At 67.7% G+C, this 22,815-nt stretch carries 21 protein-coding genes; 11 read left to right on the top strand and 10 right to left on the bottom strand.

Going from position 1 to position 22,815, the window contains the following annotated elements:
* The first annotated feature begins 26 nt into the window (after positions 1–26).
* Together ACLIVD_RS05755 and ACLIVD_RS05750 are read left to right on the top strand one after the other, a co-directional pair.
* Entirely contained in the window at positions 27–770 is a 744-nt protein-coding gene (locus tag ACLIVD_RS05755; protein ID WP_283353362.1) for a hypothetical protein, read from the top strand.
* Positions 771–826: 56 nt separating this feature from the next.
* On the top strand, positions 827–1,423 hold the full coding sequence (locus tag ACLIVD_RS05750; RefSeq protein WP_491932100.1) for a hypothetical protein: 597 nt from the start codon (positions 827–829) through the stop codon (positions 1,421–1,423).
* Positions 1,424–1,470: 47 nt separating this feature from the next.
* On the opposite strand, the gene ACLIVD_RS05745 is transcribed toward ACLIVD_RS05750, so the two are convergent.
* On the bottom strand, positions 1,471–2,889 hold the full coding sequence (locus ACLIVD_RS05745; protein WP_491932099.1) for a DUF2252 domain-containing protein: 1,419 nt from the start codon (positions 2,887–2,889) through the stop codon (positions 1,471–1,473).
* 179 nt (positions 2,890–3,068) lie between these two features.
* Between ACLIVD_RS05745 and ACLIVD_RS05740 the strand changes: the two genes are divergently transcribed.
* Positions 3,069–3,890 (top strand): class II glutamine amidotransferase, encoded by an 822-nt coding sequence (locus ACLIVD_RS05740; RefSeq protein WP_491932098.1) that lies wholly within the window; start codon positions 3,069–3,071, stop codon positions 3,888–3,890.
* An 11-nt stretch (positions 3,891–3,901) separates the two neighbouring features.
* Here ACLIVD_RS05740 and ACLIVD_RS05735 read toward each other — a convergent pair whose 3' ends face one another.
* Complete coding sequence (locus ACLIVD_RS05735; protein ID WP_280778754.1) at positions 3,902–4,246, bottom strand: amphi-Trp domain-containing protein; 345 nt, start codon at positions 4,244–4,246, stop codon at positions 3,902–3,904.
* A 153-nt stretch (positions 4,247–4,399) separates the two neighbouring features.
* Between ACLIVD_RS05735 and ACLIVD_RS05730 the strand changes: the two genes are divergently transcribed.
* A complete protein-coding gene (locus tag ACLIVD_RS05730; protein ID WP_491932097.1) occupies positions 4,400–6,001 on the top strand; it encodes an MFS transporter in 1,602 nt (533 codons plus the stop codon).
* 46 nt (positions 6,002–6,047) lie between these two features.
* On the opposite strand, the gene ACLIVD_RS05725 is transcribed toward ACLIVD_RS05730, so the two are convergent.
* Positions 6,048–6,980, bottom strand: a complete 933-nt coding sequence (locus ACLIVD_RS05725; protein WP_491932096.1) for a LysR family transcriptional regulator — start codon at positions 6,978–6,980, stop codon at positions 6,048–6,050.
* 202 nt (positions 6,981–7,182) lie between these two features.
* On the opposite strand from ACLIVD_RS05725, the gene ACLIVD_RS05720 reads away from it, so the two are divergent.
* The 4 genes from ACLIVD_RS05720 to pyk all read left to right on the top strand — a co-directional run bounded on the left by ACLIVD_RS05720 (position 7,183) and on the right by pyk (position 12,517).
* Positions 7,183–8,277: a tartrate dehydrogenase gene (locus ACLIVD_RS05720; RefSeq protein WP_491932095.1), complete on the top strand. Its 1,095-nt coding sequence runs from the start codon at positions 7,183–7,185 to the stop codon at positions 8,275–8,277.
* Between the two features lie 129 nt (positions 8,278–8,406).
* Positions 8,407–9,870, top strand: coding sequence for a C4-dicarboxylate transporter DctA (dctA, locus tag ACLIVD_RS05715; RefSeq protein WP_491932094.1), 1,464 nt, complete (start codon positions 8,407–8,409; stop codon positions 9,868–9,870).
* Between the two features lie 35 nt (positions 9,871–9,905).
* Positions 9,906–11,036, top strand: a complete 1,131-nt coding sequence (locus tag ACLIVD_RS05710; RefSeq protein ID WP_491932093.1) for a glycerate kinase — start codon at positions 9,906–9,908, stop codon at positions 11,034–11,036.
* Positions 11,033–12,517, top strand: coding sequence for a pyruvate kinase (pyk, locus tag ACLIVD_RS05705; protein WP_283330609.1), 1,485 nt, complete (start codon positions 11,033–11,035; stop codon positions 12,515–12,517). Before ACLIVD_RS05710 ends, pyk begins: the two co-directional genes overlap by 4 nt.
* Here pyk and ACLIVD_RS05700 read toward each other — a convergent pair.
* From ACLIVD_RS05700 to ACLIVD_RS05685, 4 genes are all read right to left on the bottom strand, one after another.
* Entirely contained in the window at positions 12,507–13,940 is a 1,434-nt protein-coding gene (locus ACLIVD_RS05700) for an amidase family protein (RefSeq protein WP_005254857.1), read from the bottom strand. The genes pyk and ACLIVD_RS05700 overlap by 11 nt on opposite strands.
* A complete protein-coding gene (locus ACLIVD_RS05695) occupies positions 13,940–15,409 on the bottom strand; it encodes a sodium:solute symporter family protein (RefSeq protein WP_491932092.1) in 1,470 nt (489 codons plus the stop codon). The genes ACLIVD_RS05700 and ACLIVD_RS05695 overlap by 1 nt, the downstream gene beginning before the upstream one ends.
* Positions 15,406–15,681, bottom strand: coding sequence for a hypothetical protein (locus ACLIVD_RS05690; RefSeq protein WP_491932091.1), 276 nt, complete (start codon positions 15,679–15,681; stop codon positions 15,406–15,408). The genes ACLIVD_RS05695 and ACLIVD_RS05690 overlap by 4 nt, the downstream gene beginning before the upstream one ends.
* 151 nt (positions 15,682–15,832) lie before the next feature.
* Positions 15,833–16,783, bottom strand: a complete 951-nt coding sequence (locus ACLIVD_RS05685) for an Lrp/AsnC family transcriptional regulator (protein ID WP_280778764.1) — start codon at positions 16,781–16,783, stop codon at positions 15,833–15,835.
* A 262-nt stretch (positions 16,784–17,045) separates the two neighbouring features.
* On the opposite strand from ACLIVD_RS05685, the gene ACLIVD_RS05680 reads away from it, so the two are divergent.
* The 3 genes from ACLIVD_RS05680 to ACLIVD_RS05670 are packed head-to-tail and all read left to right on the top strand — an operon-like array spanning position 17,046 to position 20,644.
* Positions 17,046–18,188, top strand: a complete 1,143-nt coding sequence (locus ACLIVD_RS05680) for an isochorismate synthase (RefSeq protein ID WP_477952921.1) — start codon at positions 17,046–17,048, stop codon at positions 18,186–18,188.
* Positions 18,185–18,955: an SDR family oxidoreductase gene (locus tag ACLIVD_RS05675; protein WP_280778767.1), complete on the top strand. Its 771-nt coding sequence runs from the start codon at positions 18,185–18,187 to the stop codon at positions 18,953–18,955. The genes ACLIVD_RS05680 and ACLIVD_RS05675 overlap by 4 nt, the downstream gene beginning before the upstream one ends.
* A gap of 36 nt (positions 18,956–18,991) precedes the next feature.
* Positions 18,992–20,644, top strand: a complete 1,653-nt coding sequence (locus ACLIVD_RS05670) for a (2,3-dihydroxybenzoyl)adenylate synthase (RefSeq protein ID WP_491932090.1) — start codon at positions 18,992–18,994, stop codon at positions 20,642–20,644.
* A gap of 10 nt (positions 20,645–20,654) precedes the next feature.
* Here ACLIVD_RS05670 and ACLIVD_RS05665 read toward each other — a convergent pair whose 3' ends face one another.
* The 3 genes from ACLIVD_RS05665 to ACLIVD_RS05655 are packed head-to-tail and all read right to left on the bottom strand — an operon-like array spanning position 20,655 to position 22,754.
* Positions 20,655–21,473, bottom strand: coding sequence for an ABC transporter permease (locus ACLIVD_RS05665; RefSeq protein WP_491932089.1), 819 nt, complete (start codon positions 21,471–21,473; stop codon positions 20,655–20,657).
* The gene (locus ACLIVD_RS05660) at positions 21,433–22,278 is read right to left on the bottom strand and encodes an ABC transporter ATP-binding protein (RefSeq protein ID WP_317569882.1); all 846 of its coding nucleotides are present in this window, start codon (positions 22,276–22,278) and stop codon (positions 21,433–21,435) included. The genes ACLIVD_RS05665 and ACLIVD_RS05660 overlap by 41 nt, the downstream gene beginning before the upstream one ends.
* Entirely contained in the window at positions 22,275–22,754 is a 480-nt protein-coding gene (locus ACLIVD_RS05655) for a MarR family winged helix-turn-helix transcriptional regulator (protein ID WP_491932088.1), read from the bottom strand. Before ACLIVD_RS05655 ends, ACLIVD_RS05660 begins: the two co-directional genes overlap by 4 nt.
* Positions 22,755–22,815 lie beyond the last annotated feature (61 nt).

Here is a 22,815-nt window from a genome sequence, read left to right as displayed (position 1 = left end):
CGCCGCCGCTACCGTGGGTATCCACCATGACCGACCGTGACCTCGTCGACCGGATCGACCGGCTCGTACACGACCAACTCGCGAACCACGACAACCGATCCGGGCACGACTCGAATGTGAACCAGGACCCTTGCCCGCACTGTGGACGCGAATGGCACGGGCTCGCGATCACCGAGCGCATGCAGCAGATGCGGCACGCCCGGGCACTCGACCCGAAATACAGCCACGCCCGCGATCACAGCCGGGTGCTGTGCGCGGGCTCGGCGTTCATCGGCCCGATGCCCGAAGAGGTGCTGATGCTCGGGGGTTTCGACGTGCACGCCGCCTGGCGGGACATGGTTGCGGCGGCACGGCAGGCGCCCGATCGGATCGAGCAGCCCGACCCGTTCGACGCGTATCGCACCGCCGGTCCGCCCGGAGACGAACCACCGGCTGTCGGCCTCGCCGGCGGATGCGACCGCGCGTCGTGGCACTGCCCGCAGTGCGGCGACCGAGCGCACTTCCTCGACGCCGGCCGCGAACCCAACGCCTTCGCGGTCGCGCTGCGCGCCTACGCCGCGCACATCGCCGCGGCGCACGACCCGTCCACGGACGACGAGGACGACGCGTCCACCTTCTCGACCCGCTGGGCACTTCCCACCCGCGGGGTGCTCTGGGACAGCCGGCACACCGTGATCGGACGATTCGGGCCCGGCGGCAGCACATTCGAACCCGGTGCCACCGCCCGCGACCTCCGCGGCTTCGGCGGCCCACCGCCCATGCGAGCCTGACCGGAGGTTACCGACCTGACCACCTCTCGGAGAGCGCCGGGCGAACGGAGACCCTGATGGACGGCCGCGACGCACAGTCAGCCCAGCACGGGCCCCGCCGCCGGACGGACACGCCGCGGTGGTGGCGGTTGGCGACCGGAATCGTCCTCACCGCCCTCGTCGCGTTCGCCTGCGCTGCGACGCTGGTGATCACGATTCCGATCGATCCGGTCTTCCCGTACGTCGTGCTCGCCGGTTTCGCCCTGCTCATTCTCGGTGCCGTGTGGCTGATCCTCGCCGGCGTGCAGCTCTGGCGGTTCCGGTGGGATCGACGCATCTGCCTTGCGCCTGCCATGGTGGCGCTGACGGCGGCCCTCGTATTCTTCGGTGTGCCGTCCGACCTCGGGTGGCGGCTGTCGGTCGGCGCACTGACCGCGTACGCGCAGGCGTGCACACCATCGTCCGAGGACCAGCGGATAGGCCTGTACGACACCTGGCGCGTCGAGCCGCTGGACACCGGCTGCCACTTCTTCCTCGAAGGCGGCCTGGTCAACCTTGTCGGAGTCGCTCGTCTGCCGGACGGGACCGACAAGATCGGGCGCCCCCAGCGTGATGGTGAGATCGGATATCAGCACATCGAATCCGACTGGTACCGCTTCATGCAGATCTTCTGAGCCGCGCCAACTGTCGAAGCCGAATCCAGTCGACCGGCGTCGCTGCTTCAGAAACCGGTGGCTGCGACGATGCGGCCCCCGGCGACGGCCTCGAGCAACGCCGCATGGTCTCGGGTGTTCTGCTCTGCGTACGTTTCGGCGAATTCTGCTATCGCATGATCGAATTCGGTGTCGTCCCCGAGATAGGCGGCGATCGCGATCCGGTCGCCGGCCCGCGCGTGCGCATAGGCGAGGACCCGTGCACACAATCGCCCGTACAGCATCATGGTGGCGGGTGTCTGGGATTCGACCACCGCCGAGCCCTTGCCGTCCCTCAGTTGGCGCACGTAGAAGTCCCGCTCGACGCCGTCGGGGCCCGCGCCACGTTCCCAGCCCAGGAAGATGTCGCTCGCGGCCTGCATCAGCCGCTGTCCGCTGACCACTCGCTCGCCCTCCGCAGCGAACGACGGGCCGTCGACGTAACTCGACAGGACGGACGGACCCGCCTCCTTCACCTGCAGAAACAGCGGATCGTCGTCGTCTGCTCCCAGCATCAGAATGATCCAGGTGCGGGTGCCCACACTGCCGACCCCGACCACCTTGCGGGCAATCTGCACCATCCGGAACTGGTCGTAGAGGACGCGGTGGTCCCACCGCAGAGACTGCACATACGCGTTCAGGCGATGCCGTAGGTCTCGGTACAGCGATTCGAGGTCTTCGCCCGCGTACAACTCCTCGACCGGGACCAGCAGAGGCGGGTTGCTGATGATCCGCCTCTCCCCGTCGACGACGGCGGTCAGCTTGGAGAGCGCTTGGACGCTGTCCCGGCGCCGCGCCTTCTCCAGAGCTGTGCTGGCGCGTTTCCTCTGCGACTTGTCCAGCTCGTCTCGAAGTCCCACGAGTTCCGCTGTGGGCTCGATGTGGGAGTACCAGACGCCCAGGTTTCCCAGTTGCGCCTGTCTGGCGATGGTTTCGCGGTATTCGGCGGCGCACGCGCGGGTGATCTTCCTGGTCTTCTTGCCGCTGAATCCGTTCTCCTGCGCCGCGATCGCGAGGCTCGAGACCAGGCGTTTGACATCCCATTCGAAGGGACCGGGATGTGTCTCGTCGAAGTCGTTGACGTCGAATGCCAGCCGACGTTCCGGGGTGGCGAAGATTCCGAAGTTACTCAGGTGCGCGTCGCCGCAGAGCTGCGTGCGCAGGCCGGTGGTGGGTGAGTGGGACAGGTCGTCGGCCATGATCGCGGCGCCGCCGCGGTAGAAGGCGAAGGCCGTCGCCGCCATGCGTCCGTACCGGATCGGAACGAGTTCCGCGACTCTCTCCGTCGCCTGCTTCTCGAGGAGGCCCACCGGGTCGCGCCGATCGGCCACACCGTGCTCGGCCAGCGCGGACGGCGGAGTGTCTCGGCGGGCGGCCGTCCCTCGTTGTGCGCGCTCGGCCCGGCTCGGATGGGTCACCCGGTCGTCGTGTTCCGCGGAGTTCGTCATCGGGCCGCCGTAGATTCCTCGGACATGGCTGTCTGCCTTCCTCGAGCGACGCGATATGGCTTGTCGGTTGCCCATTCTCCTCCGCCCGGAGGGCGTTGGCGGCAAATACCAGCAGGTTCATCGGCAAAGGGGTGGGCTCGGCGGTGCCGTTCTGCTTGAATTGATGTATGTGCCGGTGGATGGCGTACTCGGGTGAGCCGATCCTCGCCGAGGAGCTGTTGTTCCGACCGGTTCATTCGCTGATCGATCAGAGTCTGCACTCGCGGCTCGGGGCGACCACAACGAATGGTGACGGCTTCGGTATCGGCTGGTACGGCGAAGGCAGTGAGCCGGCGGTGTACAAGAGCATCGAACCGGCCTGGAACGACAGCAATCTGCGGGAGATCGCCGGTCAGGTGCGAACACCGATGTTGCTCGCGCACGTGCGGGCCTCGACCGGGACGCCGGTGCAGCGCAGCAATTGTCATCCCTTCCGGCACGGCCGGTGGTTGTGGGTGCACAACGGCGCACTCCGCGGTTTCCACGAGATCAGACGCGACCTGGTGATGGCCGTCGACCCGACGCTGTTCTCCGACATCGAGGGGTCCACGGACTCCGAGGCCCTGTTCTTCCTCGCACTGACGTTCGGCCTCGCCGACGACCCCTTCGGCGCTGTCGCCCGGGCGGTCGGCTTCGTCGAAGACGTCGGCCGGACGTACGGGGTCGAGCATCCGGTGCAGATGACCGTCGCGACCACCGACGGCGAATCGCTGTGGATCTTCCGCTATTCGAGTGAGCGGCAGTCGAGGTCGCTGTTCTTCTCCACCGAGGTCGCGAAGCTGCGCGCACTCCACCCGGAGGTCGAGGTCCTGCGCGAATTGAGCGGGGAGACCCGCTTCGTGGTCTCCGAACCCCTCCGCGCCCTCGAAGGCGCGTGGAACGAAGTGCCGGAATCCTCCGCCGGCGTGGTCCGTCCGGGCGACGACGAAATCCGGCCCTTCGAACCGATCTCACCGGCCTGACTTCGAACAGCTCACTTGGCGGTGCTCTTGCGGGGCCGCCCACGACGCGCGGTGGTCTTGGCCGGAGGCGCAGTCTTGACCGGCGGGTTCTCCGATTCCGGTTCCGCGTCGGCGGTGGATTCTTCGGACGGATCGTCGCGCCAACTGATTTCGATCTCGATCTCGGTCTCGTCGCCGTCGACCTCGATCTCGAGCTCCCACTGGACACGGTCGCCGACGACGACGGAAATCGAGTCGCCACCGGAGCCCAGTTCCACCTCGGAGCCGCTCGCGAGTGCCTGTCCGAGCGCGATGAGCCGGTCGGACACCTCTTTCCGGGAGAGCTCGGACTTCCTCTTGATCTCCAGTTTGGGCACGGCGACTCCTCACCTCGGTGCAGTGTCTCATCACCGTAACTGTCGCGAGACCGGTGGCCGGATCGAACCGAGAACAAAGTGAAGATGTAGCTTCGTCGTCCCCACACATGGGACACTCGGTGCAGCGCGCGATGGACGGACGGTGGGCCTCCGATGACCGAAGAACCGACTTCCAGTGATTCGAAGCGGGTAGCGGGCCCTCAACGCCTGCTCGGACTGCTGCTGGCGATGGCGATGTTCGTGCTCGTCGTCGACACATCACTGATGAACGTGTCGATCTCGTCGGTGGTTCGCGACCTCGACACGACCGTCAGCGGCGTCCAGGCGGCGATCGCACTCGAGGCGCTGGTATCCGCCGCGTTCATCCTGATCGGTGGCAAGGTCGGCGATCTCATCGGGCGCAAACGGGCGTATGTGCTGGGCCTGCTCGGCTACGCAGTCGGTGCGTCGGCGATGGCACTCGCACAGAGCCTGACCGCGATCATCATCTTCTGGGCCGTACTCGGTGGAATCGGCGCGTCACTCCTCTTGCCCGCCATGCAGTCCCTCATCCACGGCAACTTCGAAGGCGCCGCTCAGAAGAAGGTCTACGCCCTGGTCGGGGCGGCGGCCGCGATCGCCGCCGCCGTCGGACCGCTGCTCGGCGGTTTCATCACCACCTACCTCTCGTGGCGCGTCGGGTTCGTGCTCGAAGTCGTCATCATCGCGGTCGTCCTGTCCGGCATCAAACTGGTCCGCGATGTGCCGTACACGGGGCCTCGGGTGATCGATCTGGTGGGCGCGGTCCTCTCCGTTCTGGGGATGGGCGGGATCGTGCTGGGAATCCTGGTGTGGCAGGAGGGTGGCGAGTCGGTTGGTGCGCTCCTGGTGATCGGTGCGATTGCGATGGCCGTGCTGGCGTACTGGCTCGTGCGGCGCAAACGTCAAGGAAAGCCGGCACTGCTGGACCCGGACCTGTTCCGCTCCAAGGTCTTCCGACTGGGAATCTCGGGGCAGATGCTCCAGCAGATCGCCCTGGGTGGCACGATGATCGCGCTGCCGATCTACCTGCAGATGGTGCTCGAGTACAACGCGATGCAGGCTGGCTTGTCCCTCGCACCTCTCTCGCTCAGCATGTTCGCAGTGGCGGTGCTCGCGGGCAAGAAGGCGGGCGACCGGCGCCCGAGCAGCATCATCCGGTGGGGATTCGTGCTTCTGACGATCGGGATCGCGGCGCTGATCCCGATCGTGCCGCGCGCCGAGTTCGGCTGGGGCCTGGTGATCCCGTTGGTGATCGCCGGATCCGGGTTGGGATTGCTGGTATCCCAGCTCAACAACTACACACTCGCCCCGATCGAGGAGGAGCGGATCAGCGAGGCCGCCAGCGTCAATTCCGCAGCGGGATCGTTCGGGCTCTCGTTCGGGCTGGCGTTCGCCGGCGCCATCATGCTGGCAACGCTGTCCCTCACCTTCACCTCGATGGCGGAGTCGAGCACCGTGCTCCCGCCGGCAGAGCAGCAACAGGTCGCGCAGGTGCTCGAGGACGACGCCGAAGTCATGAGCAACACCCAGCTCGAACAACTGCTCGTCGACCAACCCCCGGAGATTCAGGACGAGATCGTCCGCATCAACACCGACGCACGACCCCTCGCCCTTCAAATCGCTCTACTCATCCCCATCCTCGCCGGCCTCATCGGGGTGTTCAACTCGTTCCGCATGAGGCGGATCCCGGACCCGACACCACAGAACTCCGGCGAAGGGACAAGCCTGGGCTGAAACCCCAACACCTCGACACCGCACGGGTCGTGGGCACGACTGTCGTTCACAGGTTTTGCGGGTTTACCGCTGCGGGCGCTTCCCAGGCGGCCGGTGTGCGTCCGGCGTACTGTCGTGCCTCGTCCATGAGCGCCCGCGCGGGTGGTGTGAGGTGGGTTTGCCGGCAGACGGCGGCGACGTGCAGGTAGGACTCGGGGACGATGCGGTGCACGGTGGCGCCTGCCTGACGGGCCGACGGTGCCCACGACGACGGCATGACGGCCTGCCCGAATCCGCTGAGCACCATCGGCAGGATCGACGTTCGGTGGGCGACCTCGGCGACGATGGTGGCGGCGACGCCACTGGCGAGGACCTCGTCGACGAGTGTTCGCATCAACGACCCCCGCTGCGAGACGATCAGGCGGAAGCCCGACAGTTCCGATCTCCGAATCTCCGGGCGGGCCGGTGTTTCGGCGCCCGGGCCGGAGAGGAGGATCAGCGGCTGGCTTTCGAGCGCGACGACGTCGAGTTCGGGAGCACGCACCGCGGCGGGTGAACCCAGGATCCCGATCTCGCAGACGCCGGTGCGCACGGCGTGCAGCACCTCTTCGGGAGTGAACGCCGCCTCGGCATTGACGGTGACCGAAGGATAGGTACGGCTGAAGCTGGTGAGGATCGTGGTGAGGGGCTCGATCCCGGGTGACGGCATCGTGATCAGGTCCACGCGCCCGGCGCGCAACCCTTTCAGCGCATCGACGGACGCCTTCGCATCCTCGAGATCGCGCAACACCACGCGGGCCGGGCCGACGAGCGTTTCGCCGGCGTCACTGAGCACCAGCCGGCGTCCGACGCGGTGAAAGAGCGGTACCCCGAGTTCACGCTCCAGCGCGGATATCGACTGGGACAGCGAGGGCTGCGCGATCAGCAGTGTTTCCGCCGCACGGTTGATGCCTCCCTGATCGACCACAGCCAGGAAGTACCTCAACTGACGCGCGTCCATCCGAACCCCTCATTCCCGTCGAGCCGCGCCGAACCCTGGAGTGCGACCGCGGCGTGGACACTCACTCTACCTGCGAAAACACGGCTCGATTAGGTCAAACCTATAAGCCGGATCGACTCTTGGTCATGGACGCTGCGCGATTGTGACGGGTTAATGAATGCATCACACACTGTGACGAGCACAACACGATGGAGGCAACGACATGGCACCGCAGACGTTCAAGATTGCATCGATCCCCGCCGACGGCGTCGGCAAGGAGGTCGTCGCTGTCGGACGGCGCGTGCTCGACGTCCTCGCAGAACAGTCCGGTGGGCGTTTCGCCTTCGAGTGGGAAGAATTTCCCTGGGGATGCGGGTACTACGAGCAGACCGGGAAGATGATGGCCGACGACGGCCTCGACACCCTGAAGGCATTCGACGCCATCTACTTCGGCGCGGTCGGCTGGGAGAACGTCCCCGACCACATCAGCCTCTGGGGGCTGCGGCTCAACATCACCCAGAACTTCGACCAGTGGGCCAACGTGCGACCCGTGAAGTTCCTCCCCGGCGTGCAGTCCCCGCTGCGCAAGGCCGACGACACCGAACTCGACTGGGTCGTCGTCCGGGAGAACAGCGAGGGCGAGTACGCGGGCCTCGGCGGACGTAACCTCAGCGGCCGCGGACCGGGCAACGAGGTCGCACTGCAGACCGCGCTGTTCACCGAGAAGGGCTGCGAGCGCATCATGCGGTTCGCGTTCGACCTGGCTCGCACCCGCACCGTGAAGAAGGTGTCCAGCGTCACCAAGTCCAACGCCCAGCAGTACGGCATGGTCCTGTGGGACGAGGTCTTCAACCGCGTCGCCCTCGACTACCCCGACGTCGCGACCGAAAGCGTTCTCGTCGACGCCATGAGCGCCAAGTTCATCCTGCACCCGGAGGACCTGTCGGTGGTGGTGGCGTCGAATCTCAACGCCGACATCCTCTCCGACCTCGGCTCCGCGCTGGCGGGAAGCCTCGGTGTCGCGGCGAGCGCGAACCTCAACCCGGAACGCCGCTTCCCGAGCATGTTCGAACCCGTGCACGGTTCCGCACCCGACATCGCGGGCCAGGGCATCAGCAACCCGATCGGCGCGATCGCCAGCGCCGCCCTGATGCTCGACCACTTCGGACTGCACGACGAGGCACGCCGCGTCGAAGCCGCCATCGAGGCCGCCACCGCGAGCGGAGCACTGACCCGCGACATCGGCGGCTCGTCGGACACCGACGCCGTCACCGAGGCGATCGTGCACGCCCTGCAGACTGCGCTGACCCCGGCCTGACCGCCTTCCATCTGCACAGCCGGCCCGGCTCGGCAGGATCTGCCGAGCCGGGCCCTCACCCCTCGAACGGTCGGTAACTCTCGGCCACCCCGTCTTCACACCCGAACACTCTCACCCGAGGTGAACGTCATGGAAATACCCAGCAGCGCAGCGACTTACCAACCGGCGACTGTGAAGAAACCGTGGTACAGGCAACTGTACTTCTGGGTTCTCATCGCGATCGTGCTCGGCATCCTGGTCGGGTGGCTCTGGCCGGACACCGGCGAGGCGATGGAGCCGATCGGCACCACCTTCATCACCGCGATGAAGATGCTGATCTGCCCGATCGTGTTCCTGACGATCGTCGGCGGCATCGCGAGTGTCGCGGACCTGAAGAAGGTCGGGCTGACCGGAATCAAGGCGCTGACCTACTTCCAGGTCGGAACGATCCTTGCGCTGCTCACCGGCCTCGTCGCGATCAACATCTTCCGCCTCGGGGACGGGGTGAACGCCGACGCCGCCTCGCTGGAAACGACCGACTCCGCCAACAAGCTGATTCAGACCGGTGAAGAGAAACAGTGGTGGGAGTTCATCACCCACCTGGTCCCGGACAGTGTGTTCGGCCCGTTCGTCGAGGGCGACATCCTCCAGGTCATCTTCCTCGCCGTCATCTTCGGTGTCGCCATCAACGCGGTAGGACAGATCGCCGCACCGATCCGGGACGCCGTCGAACGCCTCACCGCGGTGGTCTTCAAGGTCCTGAGCTTCATCATGAAACTCGCACCCCTCGGTGCGTTCGGCGCCATGGCCTTCGCCATCGGCAAGTACGGTGTCTCCACCCTCACCAGCCTCGGCAGCCTGATCCTGCTGTTCTACGTCACGTCCGCGTTCTTCGTCTTCGTGGTCCTCGGATCGGTCATGGCGTACCTGCGGCTCAACATCTTCCGGATGCTCGGCTTCTTCAAGGAAGAACTCCTGCTCATTCTCGGAACCTCCACCGCCGAGCCCGCGCTGCCCGGCCTGATGCGGAAGCTGGAGTACGCCGGCGTCAAGAAGCCCACGGTGGGACTCGTGGTGCCCACCGGCTACAGTTTCAACCTCGACGGGGCCGCCATCTACCTCTCTCTCGCGGCGCTGTACATCGCGCAGGCCACCAACACCGACCTGTCGATTCCGCAGCAGCTCGGCCTCCTCGGCGTCATGTTGTTGACGTCCAAGGGCGCCGCAGGCGTCGCCGGAGGCGGATTCATCGCGCTGACAGCAACATTGAGCACACTCGGCACCATCCCCGCAGCCGGCATCATGCTCATCTTCGGTATCGACAAGTTCATGTCCGAATGCCGCGCCCTGGTGAACTTCATCGGCAACGCCGTCGCCACCCTGTTCGTCGCCAAATGGAACCACGAACTCGACGTCGACCGCGCCCGCCGCGTCTTCTCCGGCGAAGTACTTCCCCCGCCCGACGGTGACGTCGAGAACGACTTCGACATGGAGATCCTGGAACAGGAACCACGGGACAAGCATCACCACATGATCAAGGAACCGGACGCGGTCCGCGTCGACCACGAAAGGCTCGACCCCGCGACGGCGCCCACGCACTGCGCACAGCGATGACCGCACTCCGCACCGCACGCGAGAAAGGAAGGCCGATGAGGGTTCTGGTTGCCCCGGACAAGTTCAAGGGCTCGCTCTCCGCAGCCGATGTCGCCGAACACCTCTCTGCCGGACTCGCCTCGGCGGGAATCGAGAGCACACAGCTTCCCCTCGCCGACGGCGGCGACGGCAGCGTCGACGCGGCGGTGGCCGTCGGGTTCACTCCACACCCGGTCACCGTCGCAGGCGCCACCGGAACACCCCAGCGCGGTCGTATCGCAGTCAACGGCACCACAGCGGTGATCGAAGTCGCCAACACCTGCGGTCTGGCCACCCTCCCAGGCGGCCGCCGCGCTCCGCTCGACGCCTCCAGCCTCGGTATGGGACAAGCGATCTCGAAGGCGTTGCGGTTTCGACCCCGCCGGTTGGTCCTCGCCCTGGGCGGGTCCGCCGGCACCGACGGCGGAATGGGCATGCTCGCCGCGTTGGGATTCACGTTCGCCGACGCCGACGGCCGGCAACTGCGGGCCTGCGGCCGGACCCTGCACCAGGTCCACACGGTCGATTCCTCCCGCGCAGTGAATCTCTCCGGAATCGAGATCGTGATCGCCGGCGACGTCACCAACCCACTGACCGGACCGAACGGCGCCGCCGCCGTGTACGGCCCCCAGAAGGGCGCCGACCCCGCAACCGTGCGCGAACTCGACGCCGGCCTCGACAACCTCGTCGACGCGTTCACCCGCAGCGGCCACCCGCAGGCGCGTACGGTCGCGAACTCCCCCGGCGCCGGCAGCGCCGGCGGCATCGGATTCGCCGCCATGATGCTCGGAGCACGCATGGTCTCGGGTGCCGAGTACTTCCTCGACCTGCTCGATTTCGACGGCTACCTCGCAGGAATGGACCTGGTGATCACCGGCGAGGGCAGCATCGACGAGCAGACCGAACACGGCAAACTCCTCGCCGTCCTCGCCCGCCGCGCCCACCCGGTCCCGGTGATCGCCGTCGCCGGCCGCAACACGCTCTCCCGGAACCGTTGGGCACCCACCGGTTTCGAATACATCCATGCCCTCGGCGACTACACCGACCGGAACACGGCCACCGACCCGGAGCTGACCGGCGAACTCCTCACCCGTATCGGGTGCGACATCGGCCGCAGCTCACTTCTCCACAACGAAGGACCACGATGACTCTCACCGACATCCCCTCGCCACTCGCCGCCGATGTCGGCGCGGCGTCGCTGCTGTCGCCGCGGAGGGCGAAGATCGTCTGCACGCTCGGGCCGGCCACCGCCACGGACGAGCGCACCCGCAGTCTCGTCGAAACCGGGATGGACATCGCCCGACTGAATTTCAGTCACGGCGACCACACCGACCACGAAGCCAACTACCGCCGCGTCCGCGCCGCAGCCGACAACACCGGCCGAGCCGTCGGAATCCTCGCGGACCTACAGGGACCGAAGATCCGCCTCGGCCGCTTCGCCGACGGCGGGGCGGTATGGGCGACCGGCGAACAGGTCCGGATCACCGTCGAGGACTGCGCGGGCACCCACCACCGGGTCTCGACCACCTACACCCACCTCACCCAGGACGCGCGGCCCGGTGACCGACTGCTGGTCGACGACGGCAAGATCGCGCTGACCGTCCTCGACGTCGACGGCAACGACGTCGTGTGCCGGGTGACCGAGGGCGGCCCGATCAGCAACAACAAGGGCGTCTCCCTCCCCGGAATGGACGTCTCCGTCCCGGCGCTGTCGGACAAGGACATCGACGACCTCGAATTCGCCCTGCGGCTCGGCGTCGACCTGATCGCCCTGTCGTTCGTGCGCGCCCCCACCGACATCGACCGGGTCCACGACGTGATGGACCGGATCGGCCGTCGGGTGCCGGTCATCGCGAAGATCGAGAAACCCGAGGCCGTCGACGACATCGAGGCGATCGTGCGCGCCTTCGACGCCGTCATGGTCGCGCGCGGCGACCTCGGGGTGGAACTCCCCCTCGAACAGGTGCCGCTGGTGCAGAAACGCATCGTGCAGATCGCCCGGGAGAACGCCCGACCGGTGATCGTCGCCACCCAGATGCTCGAGTCGATGATCGACAACTCCCGCCCCACCCGGGCCGAGGCGTCGGATGTCGCCAACGCGGTCCTCGACGGCGCCGACGCGGTGATGCTGTCCGGTGAAACCTCCGTCGGCGCCTACCCGACCGAGACGGTCGCGACGATGGCGCGGATCCTCTCCGCCGTCGAACACCAGTCCACCACCGTCCCCGCCCTCACCCACACTCCCCGCACCCACGGCGGGGTGATCTCGTTCGCCGCCCGCGACATCGGCGAACGCCTGGACGCCGCAGCGCTGGTGGCGTTCACCCAGTCCGGGGACACCGTGCGACGACTCGCCCGGCTCCACACCCCGCTGCCGCTGCTGGCATTCACCCCGGTACCCCAGGTGCGCAACGAACTCGCCCTCACCTGGGGCACCGAAACCTTCCTCGTCGACCCGGTCGAATCGACCGACGAGATGATCCGCCAGGTCGACACCGCCCTCCTCCGACTGGGCCGCTACCGGCGCGGCGACCTCGTCGTCATCGTCGCCGGCTCACCCCCACACACCGTCGGATCCACCAACCTCATCCACGTCCACCGGGTCGGCGAGGACGACTTCACGAAGTAGACGCTGCCGCCCTCTGGAGAAGGTGCGGACGCGTGGCCCCGACGGGGTTGAGCTGCTCGTAGGCCCGTGCCACGTCGAGCAGGAACAGGTCGTTGCCCGGGGCGGCGACGATCTGCACGCCGACGGGCAGACCGTCGGCGCTGAAGCCGGCGGGAACCGAGATCGCGGGGCAACCCAGCACCGTCACGGTCAACGCGGACGTCATCCAGTCGAGGTAGTCGTCGCAGCGACGGCCGTCGACCGCCGCCGGGTACTCGAGCTCGGCGTCGAACGGGAGCACCTGCGACACGGGCATCACCAGGATGTCGTGGTGGGTGAAGAACTCGACGGCGCGCTGCTGGATCTCCGCCTGCGCCACCATGGCTTTCGCGACGTCGTCGGCGGAGAGCCGGTCTGCCTGCCGGATGTTGTCGAGCAGCGACGGCTTCAGCAGTTCGGGGGTGGCGTCGGCGCGGTCACCGAGGTCGATCTTGAACCGCCATGCCCGCAGTGTGCGGAACACCCACTCGGCGTCGGGAATCGACGGCGCGTCCTCGGCCACCACGGCACCCGCGGCGGCGAAGATCGACGACTGCCGGTCGTGAATCTCGCGGACCGGCGCGTCCACGGGGAAGATGCCGTTCAGATCCGCGGACACCGCGACGCGCAGACCCTGCAGGCCGGCGACACCGAGACGCGGCGCGACGGCGTCGGCGCTGAGAGAACTGCGGATCCGCGCGTCGGGTCCGGAGATCACCGACAGCAACAGTTCCAGGTCGTCGACGTTCCGGGCCATCGGCCCCTGCGTCACGAGTGAGTCCCAGGGCGCGCTGTTGGGCCAGCACGGAACACGGCCGGGGGTGGGGCGCAATCCGACGACGTTGCAGAACGACGCCGGGTTTCGCAGCGAACCGCCCATGTCGCTGCCGTCGGCCAGCGGGACGAGTCCCGCACCGAGCGCCGCCGCGGCGCCGCCGCTCGAGCCACCCGCGCTCTTGGTGGGGTCGTACGGGTTGGTGGTGGTCCCGAAGACGGGGTTGAACGTGTGCGAGCCTGCGGCGAATTCGGGGACGTTGGTCTTGCCGATCGTGACGGCCCCGGCCGCGATGACGCGTTCGGCGATCAGCTCACTGGTCTCTGGCACGTTGTCGACGAGGAGCGGTGAGCCCGCCACCGTCGGGAATCCGGCGACGTCGTGAGTGTCCTTGAACGCGAACGGCAGTCCGTGCAGCGGCCCCACCGGGGTCCCGGCCGCAGTCTGCGCGTCCGCGGCGGCGGCGGTGGCGTGCGCGCGGTCGAGGTCGAGACTGACGAGCGCGTTGACCGTCGGATTCACCTGCGTGATCCGGTCCGTGTGCAGGTGGAGCAGCTCGCGGGCCGAGATGTCCTTGCTACGCAGTGCGGCGAGCATCTCTCGCGCGGTCGAGTAGTGATCGATGGTCATTACGTGGTCTCCAGGATCGGGGTGGCGGCCGGAAGGTCTTCCGACGACGCGGAGGTCGGGGTGCGGGGACGGGTGGCGCGGACGACGGCCTCCACGACGGCGATTACCGCGAGGTTGAGGACCAGGCCGCAGATGCCGGCGTCGATGTTGGCGAGGTTCAGTTCGAAGACGGTCATCACGATGACGGTGAGCATGCCCACGACGAGTCCGGCGAACACGGATTGCTTGGCGAGCAATGGCTTCTCGGGCAGAGCCAGCGCCAGACCGGGAGCGAGCTGGCTGAGACCGCCGAACGTGAGCAGCAACAGGTTGGCCAGCAGATCGGGGCGCGTCAGGCCGAGTACGAGAGCCGTGGTGGCAGCCGCGATCACGACCAGGTGGTTGAACCGGAGCTTCGTGCGCTCGCTTTCGATCTTCACCAGGTTGTGCGACGCCAGCGTCGAGATGCCGATGCAGATGGCGCCGGCAGGCAGCATCGCGGCGGAGGCCGCGGCGATCGCGATCAGTCCGAGCGCCCAGTTCGGCAGGGCTCCCCCGGCCAGCGTGAGCAGGACGGCGTTGCTGCTGGTGTTGGGATTCAGCGCGAGGATCCCGACGAAGCCCAGCATGATCGGGAGAATCATGACCACCTGGTACATCGGCAGAAAAGTGTTGTTGGAGCGGATCACTCGACCGTTCTTCGCGGCCAGCAGTGGCGGCCAGAGGTGCGGGGTGGTGAGGAATCCGCAGCCGATCGCGGAGATCAGCAGGCTCGTGGTCCACCAGACCTTGTCGTAGTCGCCGGGGTTCACGGTCAGCATCTCGCTGTGGGTCTGGGCGATCTGGCCGAACACGTCGCCGATGCCACCGGCGAAATGCAACGGGATCACGATGGACAGCACCACGACGGCGAGCAGGATCAGGACGTCCTTGACGTAGGCGGTGCGCGCGAGGCCGTGAATGCCGGCCCACAGCACGAATCCGACGACGAGGACGGTCGCGACGATCATGCTCAGCGTGCCCGAACTCGCGCTGCCCGTGACGAGACGGACGATCAGACCGAGGCCGGTGATCTGCAGCTGCAGGTACGGCAGCAGGAAGATGATGCCGCACAGGGCGACGAGCCGGCCGAGGAGCGGGCTGCGGTACCGGTCCGCGAAGAAGTCGGCCTGGGTGATGTATCCGCGGTCCTTGCTGAGTTTCCAGATTCGCGGTCCGATGAAATACAGGGCCACGTAGCCGAGTGGGATGTACGGGATGGCGTAGGTGGCGCCGATGCCCGCGGTGAACGCGATACCGGCGACACCGAGGAACGTGAACGTGGTGAACGATTCACCGGCCTGCAGGAAGAAACTGGTGACCACACCGAAGTTCCGCGTGCCGACCGTCCACTCGCTCAGGTTCTGAGCGCGTTTCCGGCGTCCACCGACCGCGATCACGGCCAATCCGATCATGCCGGCCAGGGTGATCCACAGAGCTGAGTTCGTCATAGCGTCGCCTCCTCGAACTGGCGGTCGTCGCGCCGCTCCTCGTGCGGCCGGACGAGGCCGAACTCCACCGCCGCCAGGGCGGGCAGCAGCAGGAGCACCCAGGCCGAGCACCAGACGAGCAGCCGGGGCATCCCCAGCCACAGGTCGGCGGTGTTCACAAACGGCAGCCACACGGCGGTGACGAGTGCGAGCACCGGGGCGACCGGGACGAGCAGCAGCCAGCGGCGCTGCGGCGAATCCTCGATCGCCCCGAGAATGGCGTCTCGTTGCATGCTGTTCCTTCTTCCATCCGGGGAGTAGAGGAAGCATGCGTGGTGCGGATCACAGCACTCAACAGCTGGACGAGGTTCGGCGAAATCGGCCACCAGCCTGTCGGAGATCGCAATCAGGTGTGCCGGAGGGGCCGCCAGATGTCGAAATCCGTCACATTGCCCGCCCGCTGCGTTTGACCGCCTGCACCACCATGTTGGTTTCCAGGGCCGCCGCGTCCGCCACCCACGGCGCGGTGGTGATGTAGTCGTAGAGCACCGACTCGTCGGGCGCGGCGATGTTGGCGACCACCTGGTACTCGCCCGCCGTGCCGGCGGCGTACCGCACGTACGGCATCTCGAGCATCCCCCGCACAAGCGGTTCGATCCGGTTGCGCTGAGTCTTGATGAACAGCATCGCCTCGGCACGCAGCCCGAACAGGGCCGGATCCACCACCACCCGGAGGCTGATCGCACCCTCGGCGAGCAGCGACTGGACGCGTCGCCGGGCCGTCGCCTCGGACACGCCCGCGGTCCGGGCGAGCGCCGTGGTGCCCACCCGCCCGTTCTGCATCAGCTCGCGGATGATCGTCCGGTCGACGGGATCCCGGGTGCCGCGTTCCAGGTCCGTGAGGAAGGTCGCCGGAGGCGACACCCCGCCGATCGCTTCCTTCTCGGCGGGGGTCAGCACCCCGGCCTCCCACTCGCGGACCGTGCGGAAGTATCGCAGCACGGGGTCGGTCCAGCTTCGGACCACGCCCATCGTCGCGGGCAGTTCGTCCATGACGAGCTTCGGGAGGCGGTCCCGGGACACGTGGATCTCGGCCACACAGTCGGCGGTGCCGGTGAGGATGTACACGAAGATGCAGTCGCTGCGCTGGGCGAGGGCGCTCGCCGCCACCCGAACCGTTCCCGGGGAGCACTGGAGGCGGACGATCGCGGTGCCGCCGCTGTTCGCGACGGCGGTGACGGCCACCCGGCCGGACTCGAGGAGCGCGATGCCGTGCCGGGTGACGTTCCGTTCGGGTTCGCCGAGCGCCTGGGCGATGCGGCTCCAGGAGCACCGCCCGTCGACCTGGAGGGCGGCGACGATCCGCTGATCGAGCGAAAACCTGCGTTCGGTCATTGCAGCCGCCTGCCCTCCATGCAACGTGTGCATGCGATGTTAGGCCAGTCGGGGGTGGCGAGAATCCAGATGCTGTTTGCGGCTGATATCGCGCCCCACGTCGTGACTCGAAATCGCTGGTCTGCAACGGAATACGTGTCGAAACGGGACCGCAGACGGACAAGCTGAACCACCAAAGGTTAGGCTAACCGTATATGGTCGTGACGTGACGGTGCGCATCGCCACGCGCACCGCAGTTGTCCGCTACGAAAGGTGATCGCATATGCAGTCGACGGCCGTTGCCGAGTCCGCAGAGACTTCGGCGGACCTCCCGCCGGGCGCGCCGTTCATTCTCTCCCGACCGCACGGCACCGTGATCGCCGACGGCATCCGCACCGGTTACGACTCCGCCCACGACGCCGCGGCGGCCCTGCGGAGCGGCACCGCGACGTCGGTGGTCGGCGCGCTCGCCTTCGACCCGTCACATCCCGCCGCGCTGATCGCACCACAGACGCTGCGTCATCACCCGGGAAGCTGGTCCCCTCGACTGCAGGCCCTTCCGCGCGTGCGCGCCGGTGCGTCGATTCCCGCGGAGGACGAGCACATTTCCCGGGTCGCCGCCGCCATTCACGTGCTGCGGGAACCCGAGGCCGCACTGCACAAGGTGGTGCTCGCCCGATCGGTCGTCCTGCACGCCGACGAACCGCTGCATCCGCACGCACTGCTCGCGCAACTTGTGGCGAACGACCTCGGCGGCAACGGCTTCAGCGTCGATCTGAGCGCCGCAGGCACAGGCTGGTCGGGACGGCACCTCGTCGGCTCGAGTCCCGAGGTGCTCATCCGTCGCCACGGCGACACCGTGACCTGCCATCCTCTCGCCGGATCCGCTCCCCGGCACACCGATCCCGAGATCGACCGGCTGACCGCGGAAAACCTCGCGTCGTCGGAGAAGAATCTGCGCGAACACGCCCTCGTCGTCGAGGCGCTGCGTGCGAGCCTCGAACCGTTCTGCACCGAGCTCGACATCCCCGACCGGCCCACCCTCACCAGCACACCGCAACTGTGGCATCTCGGCACGCCCGTGTCGGGACGGCTGCGGGACCGCTCGGTGACCGCACTGGACCTCGCCGTCGCCGTGCACCCGACCCCGGCCGTGTGCGGCACCCCCACCGACGCCGCGCGTGCGCTGATCGGCGAACTCGAGGGCGACCGCGGCTTCTACGCCGGCGCCGTGGGCTGGGCCGACGCCGACGGTGACGGCGAATGGATGGTCACCATCCGGTGCGCGCAGATCGACGCCGACCGCACCACCGTCACGGCGTACGCCGGCGGCGGCATCGTCGCCGCCTCCGAACCGGACGACGAACTCGCCGAGACCACAACCAAACTGGGCACAGTCCTCGCCGCACTGGGACTTCCCCGATGAGCGGCACGACACTGGTCGTCGGGGCGGCACAGGGCATCGGGCGGGCCACGGCCGTCACACTGTCGCGGTCCGGCCACCGCCTGGTACTGCTCGATCGTGATGCCGACGGCCTCGCCGCCACCGCGGCACTACTCGACACCCCGCCGCTCGGCACCGCCGTCACCGACATCCGCGACACCGCCGCCGTCACCGACACCGTCCGCCGGATCGAGGACGAGCACGGACCCATCACCGCACTCGCGCACGTGGCGGGTGTGCTCGAGACCGGATCGGTGCTCGATACCGACCCCGAGAGCTGGCAGCGGGTGTTCGACGTCAACGTCACCGGCCTCGTCAACGTGCTGCGGGCGGTCGGCACCGGAATGCGCGAGCGTGCAGCCGGTTCCATCGTCGTGGTCGGCTCCAACGCCGCGGGCGTCCCCCGCACCGGCATGGGCGCGTACGGCGCGTCCAAGGCCGCCGTCTCGATGATCGTCCGGGTACTCGGTCTCGAGCTGGCCGAATACGGGATCCGCGCCAACATCGTCGCCCCCGGCTCGACGGACACCGCGATGCAGCGATCGCTGTGGTCGGACCCCGCCGACGACACCGGAGCGCGCGGGGCGATCGACGGAGACCTGGGCACGTTCAAGGTCGGTATCCCGCTGGGCCGTATCGCCGACGCCGCCGACATCGCGGACTCCGTCGAGTTCCTGCTGTCGGAGCGGGCACGTCACATCACCATGCAGGCGCTCTACGTCGACGGCGGCGCTACCCTCCGAGCCTGACGACCCCGAACAGCCATGCCCGTGAAAGGACTTTCGATGACCACGAGCGTTCGCGCTCCCCTGGAGACCACCGTCGGCTACCCCGCCGACCTCGCCGCGCGCTACCGTGACGCCGGGTACTGGACGGACGAGACGTTCCAGCAGTTCCTGGGCGCCCGCGCCGAGCAATTCGGGGACGCGATCGCCGTGACCGGGCCGGACGCGTCCGGGGTCGACCGTGCCCTCACCTACCGGCAACTGTCCGACCGCGCCGACCGGCTCGCCGCCGGGCTGCAGTCGTCGGGGGTGCAGCCCGGCGACCGGGTGGTGGTGCAGTTGCCGAATGTCGTCGAGTACGTCGAGGTGATCTTCGCGGTCTTCCGGCTCGGCGCACTGCCGGTGTTCGCGCTTCCCGCGCACCGCGCCCAGGAGATCTCCTACTTCTGCAGCTTCACCGACGCCGCGGCCTACGTCGTCACCGATACGCACGCAGGATTCGACTACCGCACCCTTGCCCGCGACGTGGTGGCCTCGGCCGAGAATCCGCCCCGAATCATCGTGGCCGGGGACGCGGAGGAGTTCACGTCACTCGACGAACTGCGGGCGGCGGAACCGATCTCGGACGGGCCGGCGGTGGGTCCGGAATCCGTGGCATTCCTGCAGCTCTCGGGCGGAACCACCGGGGTGTCGAAGCTGATCCCGCGCACGCACACCGACTACCTGTACTCGGTGCGCGAGTCGGACCGCATCTGCGGTGTCGACGAGAGCACCCGCATGCTCGTCGTTCTGCCTGCGGCGCACAATTTTCCGATGAGCTCACCGGGCATCCTCGGTGTGCTGCACGCCGGTGGTCGCGTGGTGCTCGCGCCGGATCCGAGTCCCGACACCGCGTTCGCGCTCATCGAGAAGGAGGGCGTCACGATCGCGTCGCTGGTGCCGCCGCTCGCGTTGGCGTGGCTCGCCGCCAGTGGTCGCACGGAACGCGACCTCTCGAGCCTCGAGGCGCTGCAGGTGGGCGGTGCCAAATTCAGCGCCGAGGCCGCGAAGCGGGTCCGTCCCGAACTCGGGTGCACGCTGCAGCAGGTCTTCGGGATGGCGGAGGGCCTGGTCAACTACACGCGGCTCGACGACCCGGAAGACACGATCGTCACCACCCAGGGCAGACCGATCAGCCCCGACGACGAGGTCCGGGTCGTCGACGACCGGGGCGAGCCCGTCCCGAACGGCACGTCCGGTCATCTGCTCACCCGCGGCCCGTACACCATCCGCGGGTATTACCGGGCTCCCGAACACAATTCGACGGCGTTCACCGAGGACGGCTTCTACCGCACCGGCGACATCGTCCGGCTCACGGACGACGGCTACCTCGTCGTCGAGGGCCGCGCGAAGGACCAGATCAACCGCGGCGGCGAGAAGGTGGCCGCGGAAGAGGTCGAGAACCATCTGCTCGCACACCCCGCCGTCGCCGACGTCGCGGTGGTGTCGATGCCCGACCCGTATCTCGGTGAACGGAGTTGCGCGTTCGTCGTGGTCCAGGGCGAGCAGCCGAAGGCCGTCGAACTCAAGAAGTTCGTCCGCGGCCGCGGACTCGCCGAATACAAGGTGCCGGACAAGGTCGTGTTCGTCGACGAGTTCCCGGTCACCGGCGTCGGCAAGATCAGCAAGTCCGACCTGCGGCGGGCACTGGAGAAGACGTTCGTGACTTCGTGACCCCACCCGGCTATCGGGACAGTCTCCCCAGCAGCGCGGACGCGACGGCGATCCCGAGCACCGCGGCCGCCACGAGCACCCCGAAGTCCAGCCAGTAGTTCGTCGGCTGGCCGATCAGCAGCCCCCTGAGTGCGGACACCTCGTAACTCAGGGGGTTGACGCGGCTGATCGCCTGGACCCACCCCGGCATCAATTCCACCGGGTACAGCGCGTTCGACGCGAAGAACAGCGGCATCGTGATCGCCTGCCCGATCCCCATCAGCCGGTCGCGTTTGAGCACCACCCCGGCGATGGCCACCGACAGGCACGAGAAGAACGCCGCTCCCAGCACCACGACCGCGACGACACCCAGAAGTCGCACCGGATTCCACGTCATTCCGACGCCGAGCAGCGCCGCCACGACCACGACGACCACGGCCTGGGCCACCGCGCGAACACCGGCCGCGAACGCCTTACCCGTGACGAGAGCCGCACGCGGAGTGGGTGTCACGAGCAGTTTGGTCAGGACCCCGGCGTCGCGTTCCCAGATGATCTGGATGCCGTAGAAGATCGCCACGAAGAGCGCCGACTGGGCGATGATGCCCGGCGCCAGATAGTCCAGGTAGGGGACGCCGCCGGTCGGGATCGCACGGATGCGGCTGAACGTCTCCCCGAAGATGACGAGCCACAGAATCGGCTGGATCGCGCGGGTCACCAACTCCGTCCGGTCGTGGCGGAGCTTCTGCAGCTCGACCAGACAGAACGTGACGATCCGCGACAACAACCGGAGCACACCCCGGGTCGGCGGTTCAGCCCAGACGGCGGGCAGTGCGGCGGGCGCTACGGACATCCCGGAGCCCTCCCTTCTCGTCGGCGGTGAGACTGTCACCGGTGAAGTGGCGGAAGACGTCGTCGAGCGTCGCGTCGGGCCCCAGTTCGGCGACGAGCCCCGATGGGGAACCGACCGCCCGCAGTTCGCCGCGGTGCATCAACGCGACCCGATCACACAGCGCCTCGGCCTCTTCCATGTAGTGGGTGGTGAGCAGGACCGTCATCCCGTACTGCTTCTGCATCTCGGTGACGCGGGTCCACACCGAATCCCGCGCAACCGGATCCAGCCCAACCGTCGGCTCGTCGAGCACCAGCAACGACGGCCGGTTGACCAACGCCTGCGCGAGTTCGAGGCGCCGGACCATGCCGCCCGAGAAACTCGACGCCACCCGGTCTGCGACGTCGGCGAGATCCACCATCTCCAGCACCTCGTCCACCCGGCGCCGGCGTTCGGACCGGGGCACATCGTAGAGGCGGGCGAACCAGGACACGTTCTCACGGGCGGTGAGCGCGCCTTCGATCGACAACTGTTGCGGCACATACCCGAGCAGCCGTCGAACGGCCATGGCCTGGGTGCGCACGTCGTACCCGAAGATGCTCACGTCGCCGTCCTGCAGCGGAAGCAGCGTGTTGAGCAGTCGGATCGTGGTGGTCTTCCCCGCCCCGTTGGGGCCGAGAAGGCCGAAGCACTCCCCCGCCTCGATCACGAGGCTCAGGTCCTTCACCGCGGTGTAGTCCCCGAACGAGTAGGTCACGTGCGACAGTGCCAGCGCGTCGTGGGACGGCCGCTGTCGTGCGGCGGTCCGCGCCCTGCGAAACATCATCTGGCAACCTCCTGATCGCTCGGCCCGGCCTGATCCGGGTGGAGCGCTCCGGCGAGGCGGGTGATGGCGGGTACGGCGGATTCGATGGCCTTCCGGTCCTCGGCACTCAGTCCGTCGAATGCGGCGGCGACCTCGATGTTGCGGCGGTCGCGCCACCGTTCGACCTGGGCCCGTGCGTCGTCGGTGAGCGCCAGGCGGGCGACGCGGCGGTCGGACTCGTCCCGCACCCGTTCGACCAGCCCGGCGTCGGTCAGTTGCCGCACGAGGGTGGAGACCGTGTTCGCGGCGAGGCCCAGGGCCGCCGCGGCCTCCGCGACGGACGTGCCGGGCCTGCGACGGAGCAGACGCACCAACTCCACCTGTGACCCCGTCAACGGGGTCTCCGGCCACGGCCGCCCGACTCGACGGCGCGTGTGCCGGCGCAGCAATCCGATTGCGGCGAAGAGCTGTTCGGCAGGCGACTCGTTCTGTGCCATGACATCAATATAGCTCTGTTTCAGAGGTATTACGAGGGCGGCTACGCTCGGGCATGCACAA

The organism is Rhodococcus sp. G6(2025) (assembly GCF_058628105.1).
This window is presented reverse-complemented; position numbering and strand designations above follow the sequence as displayed.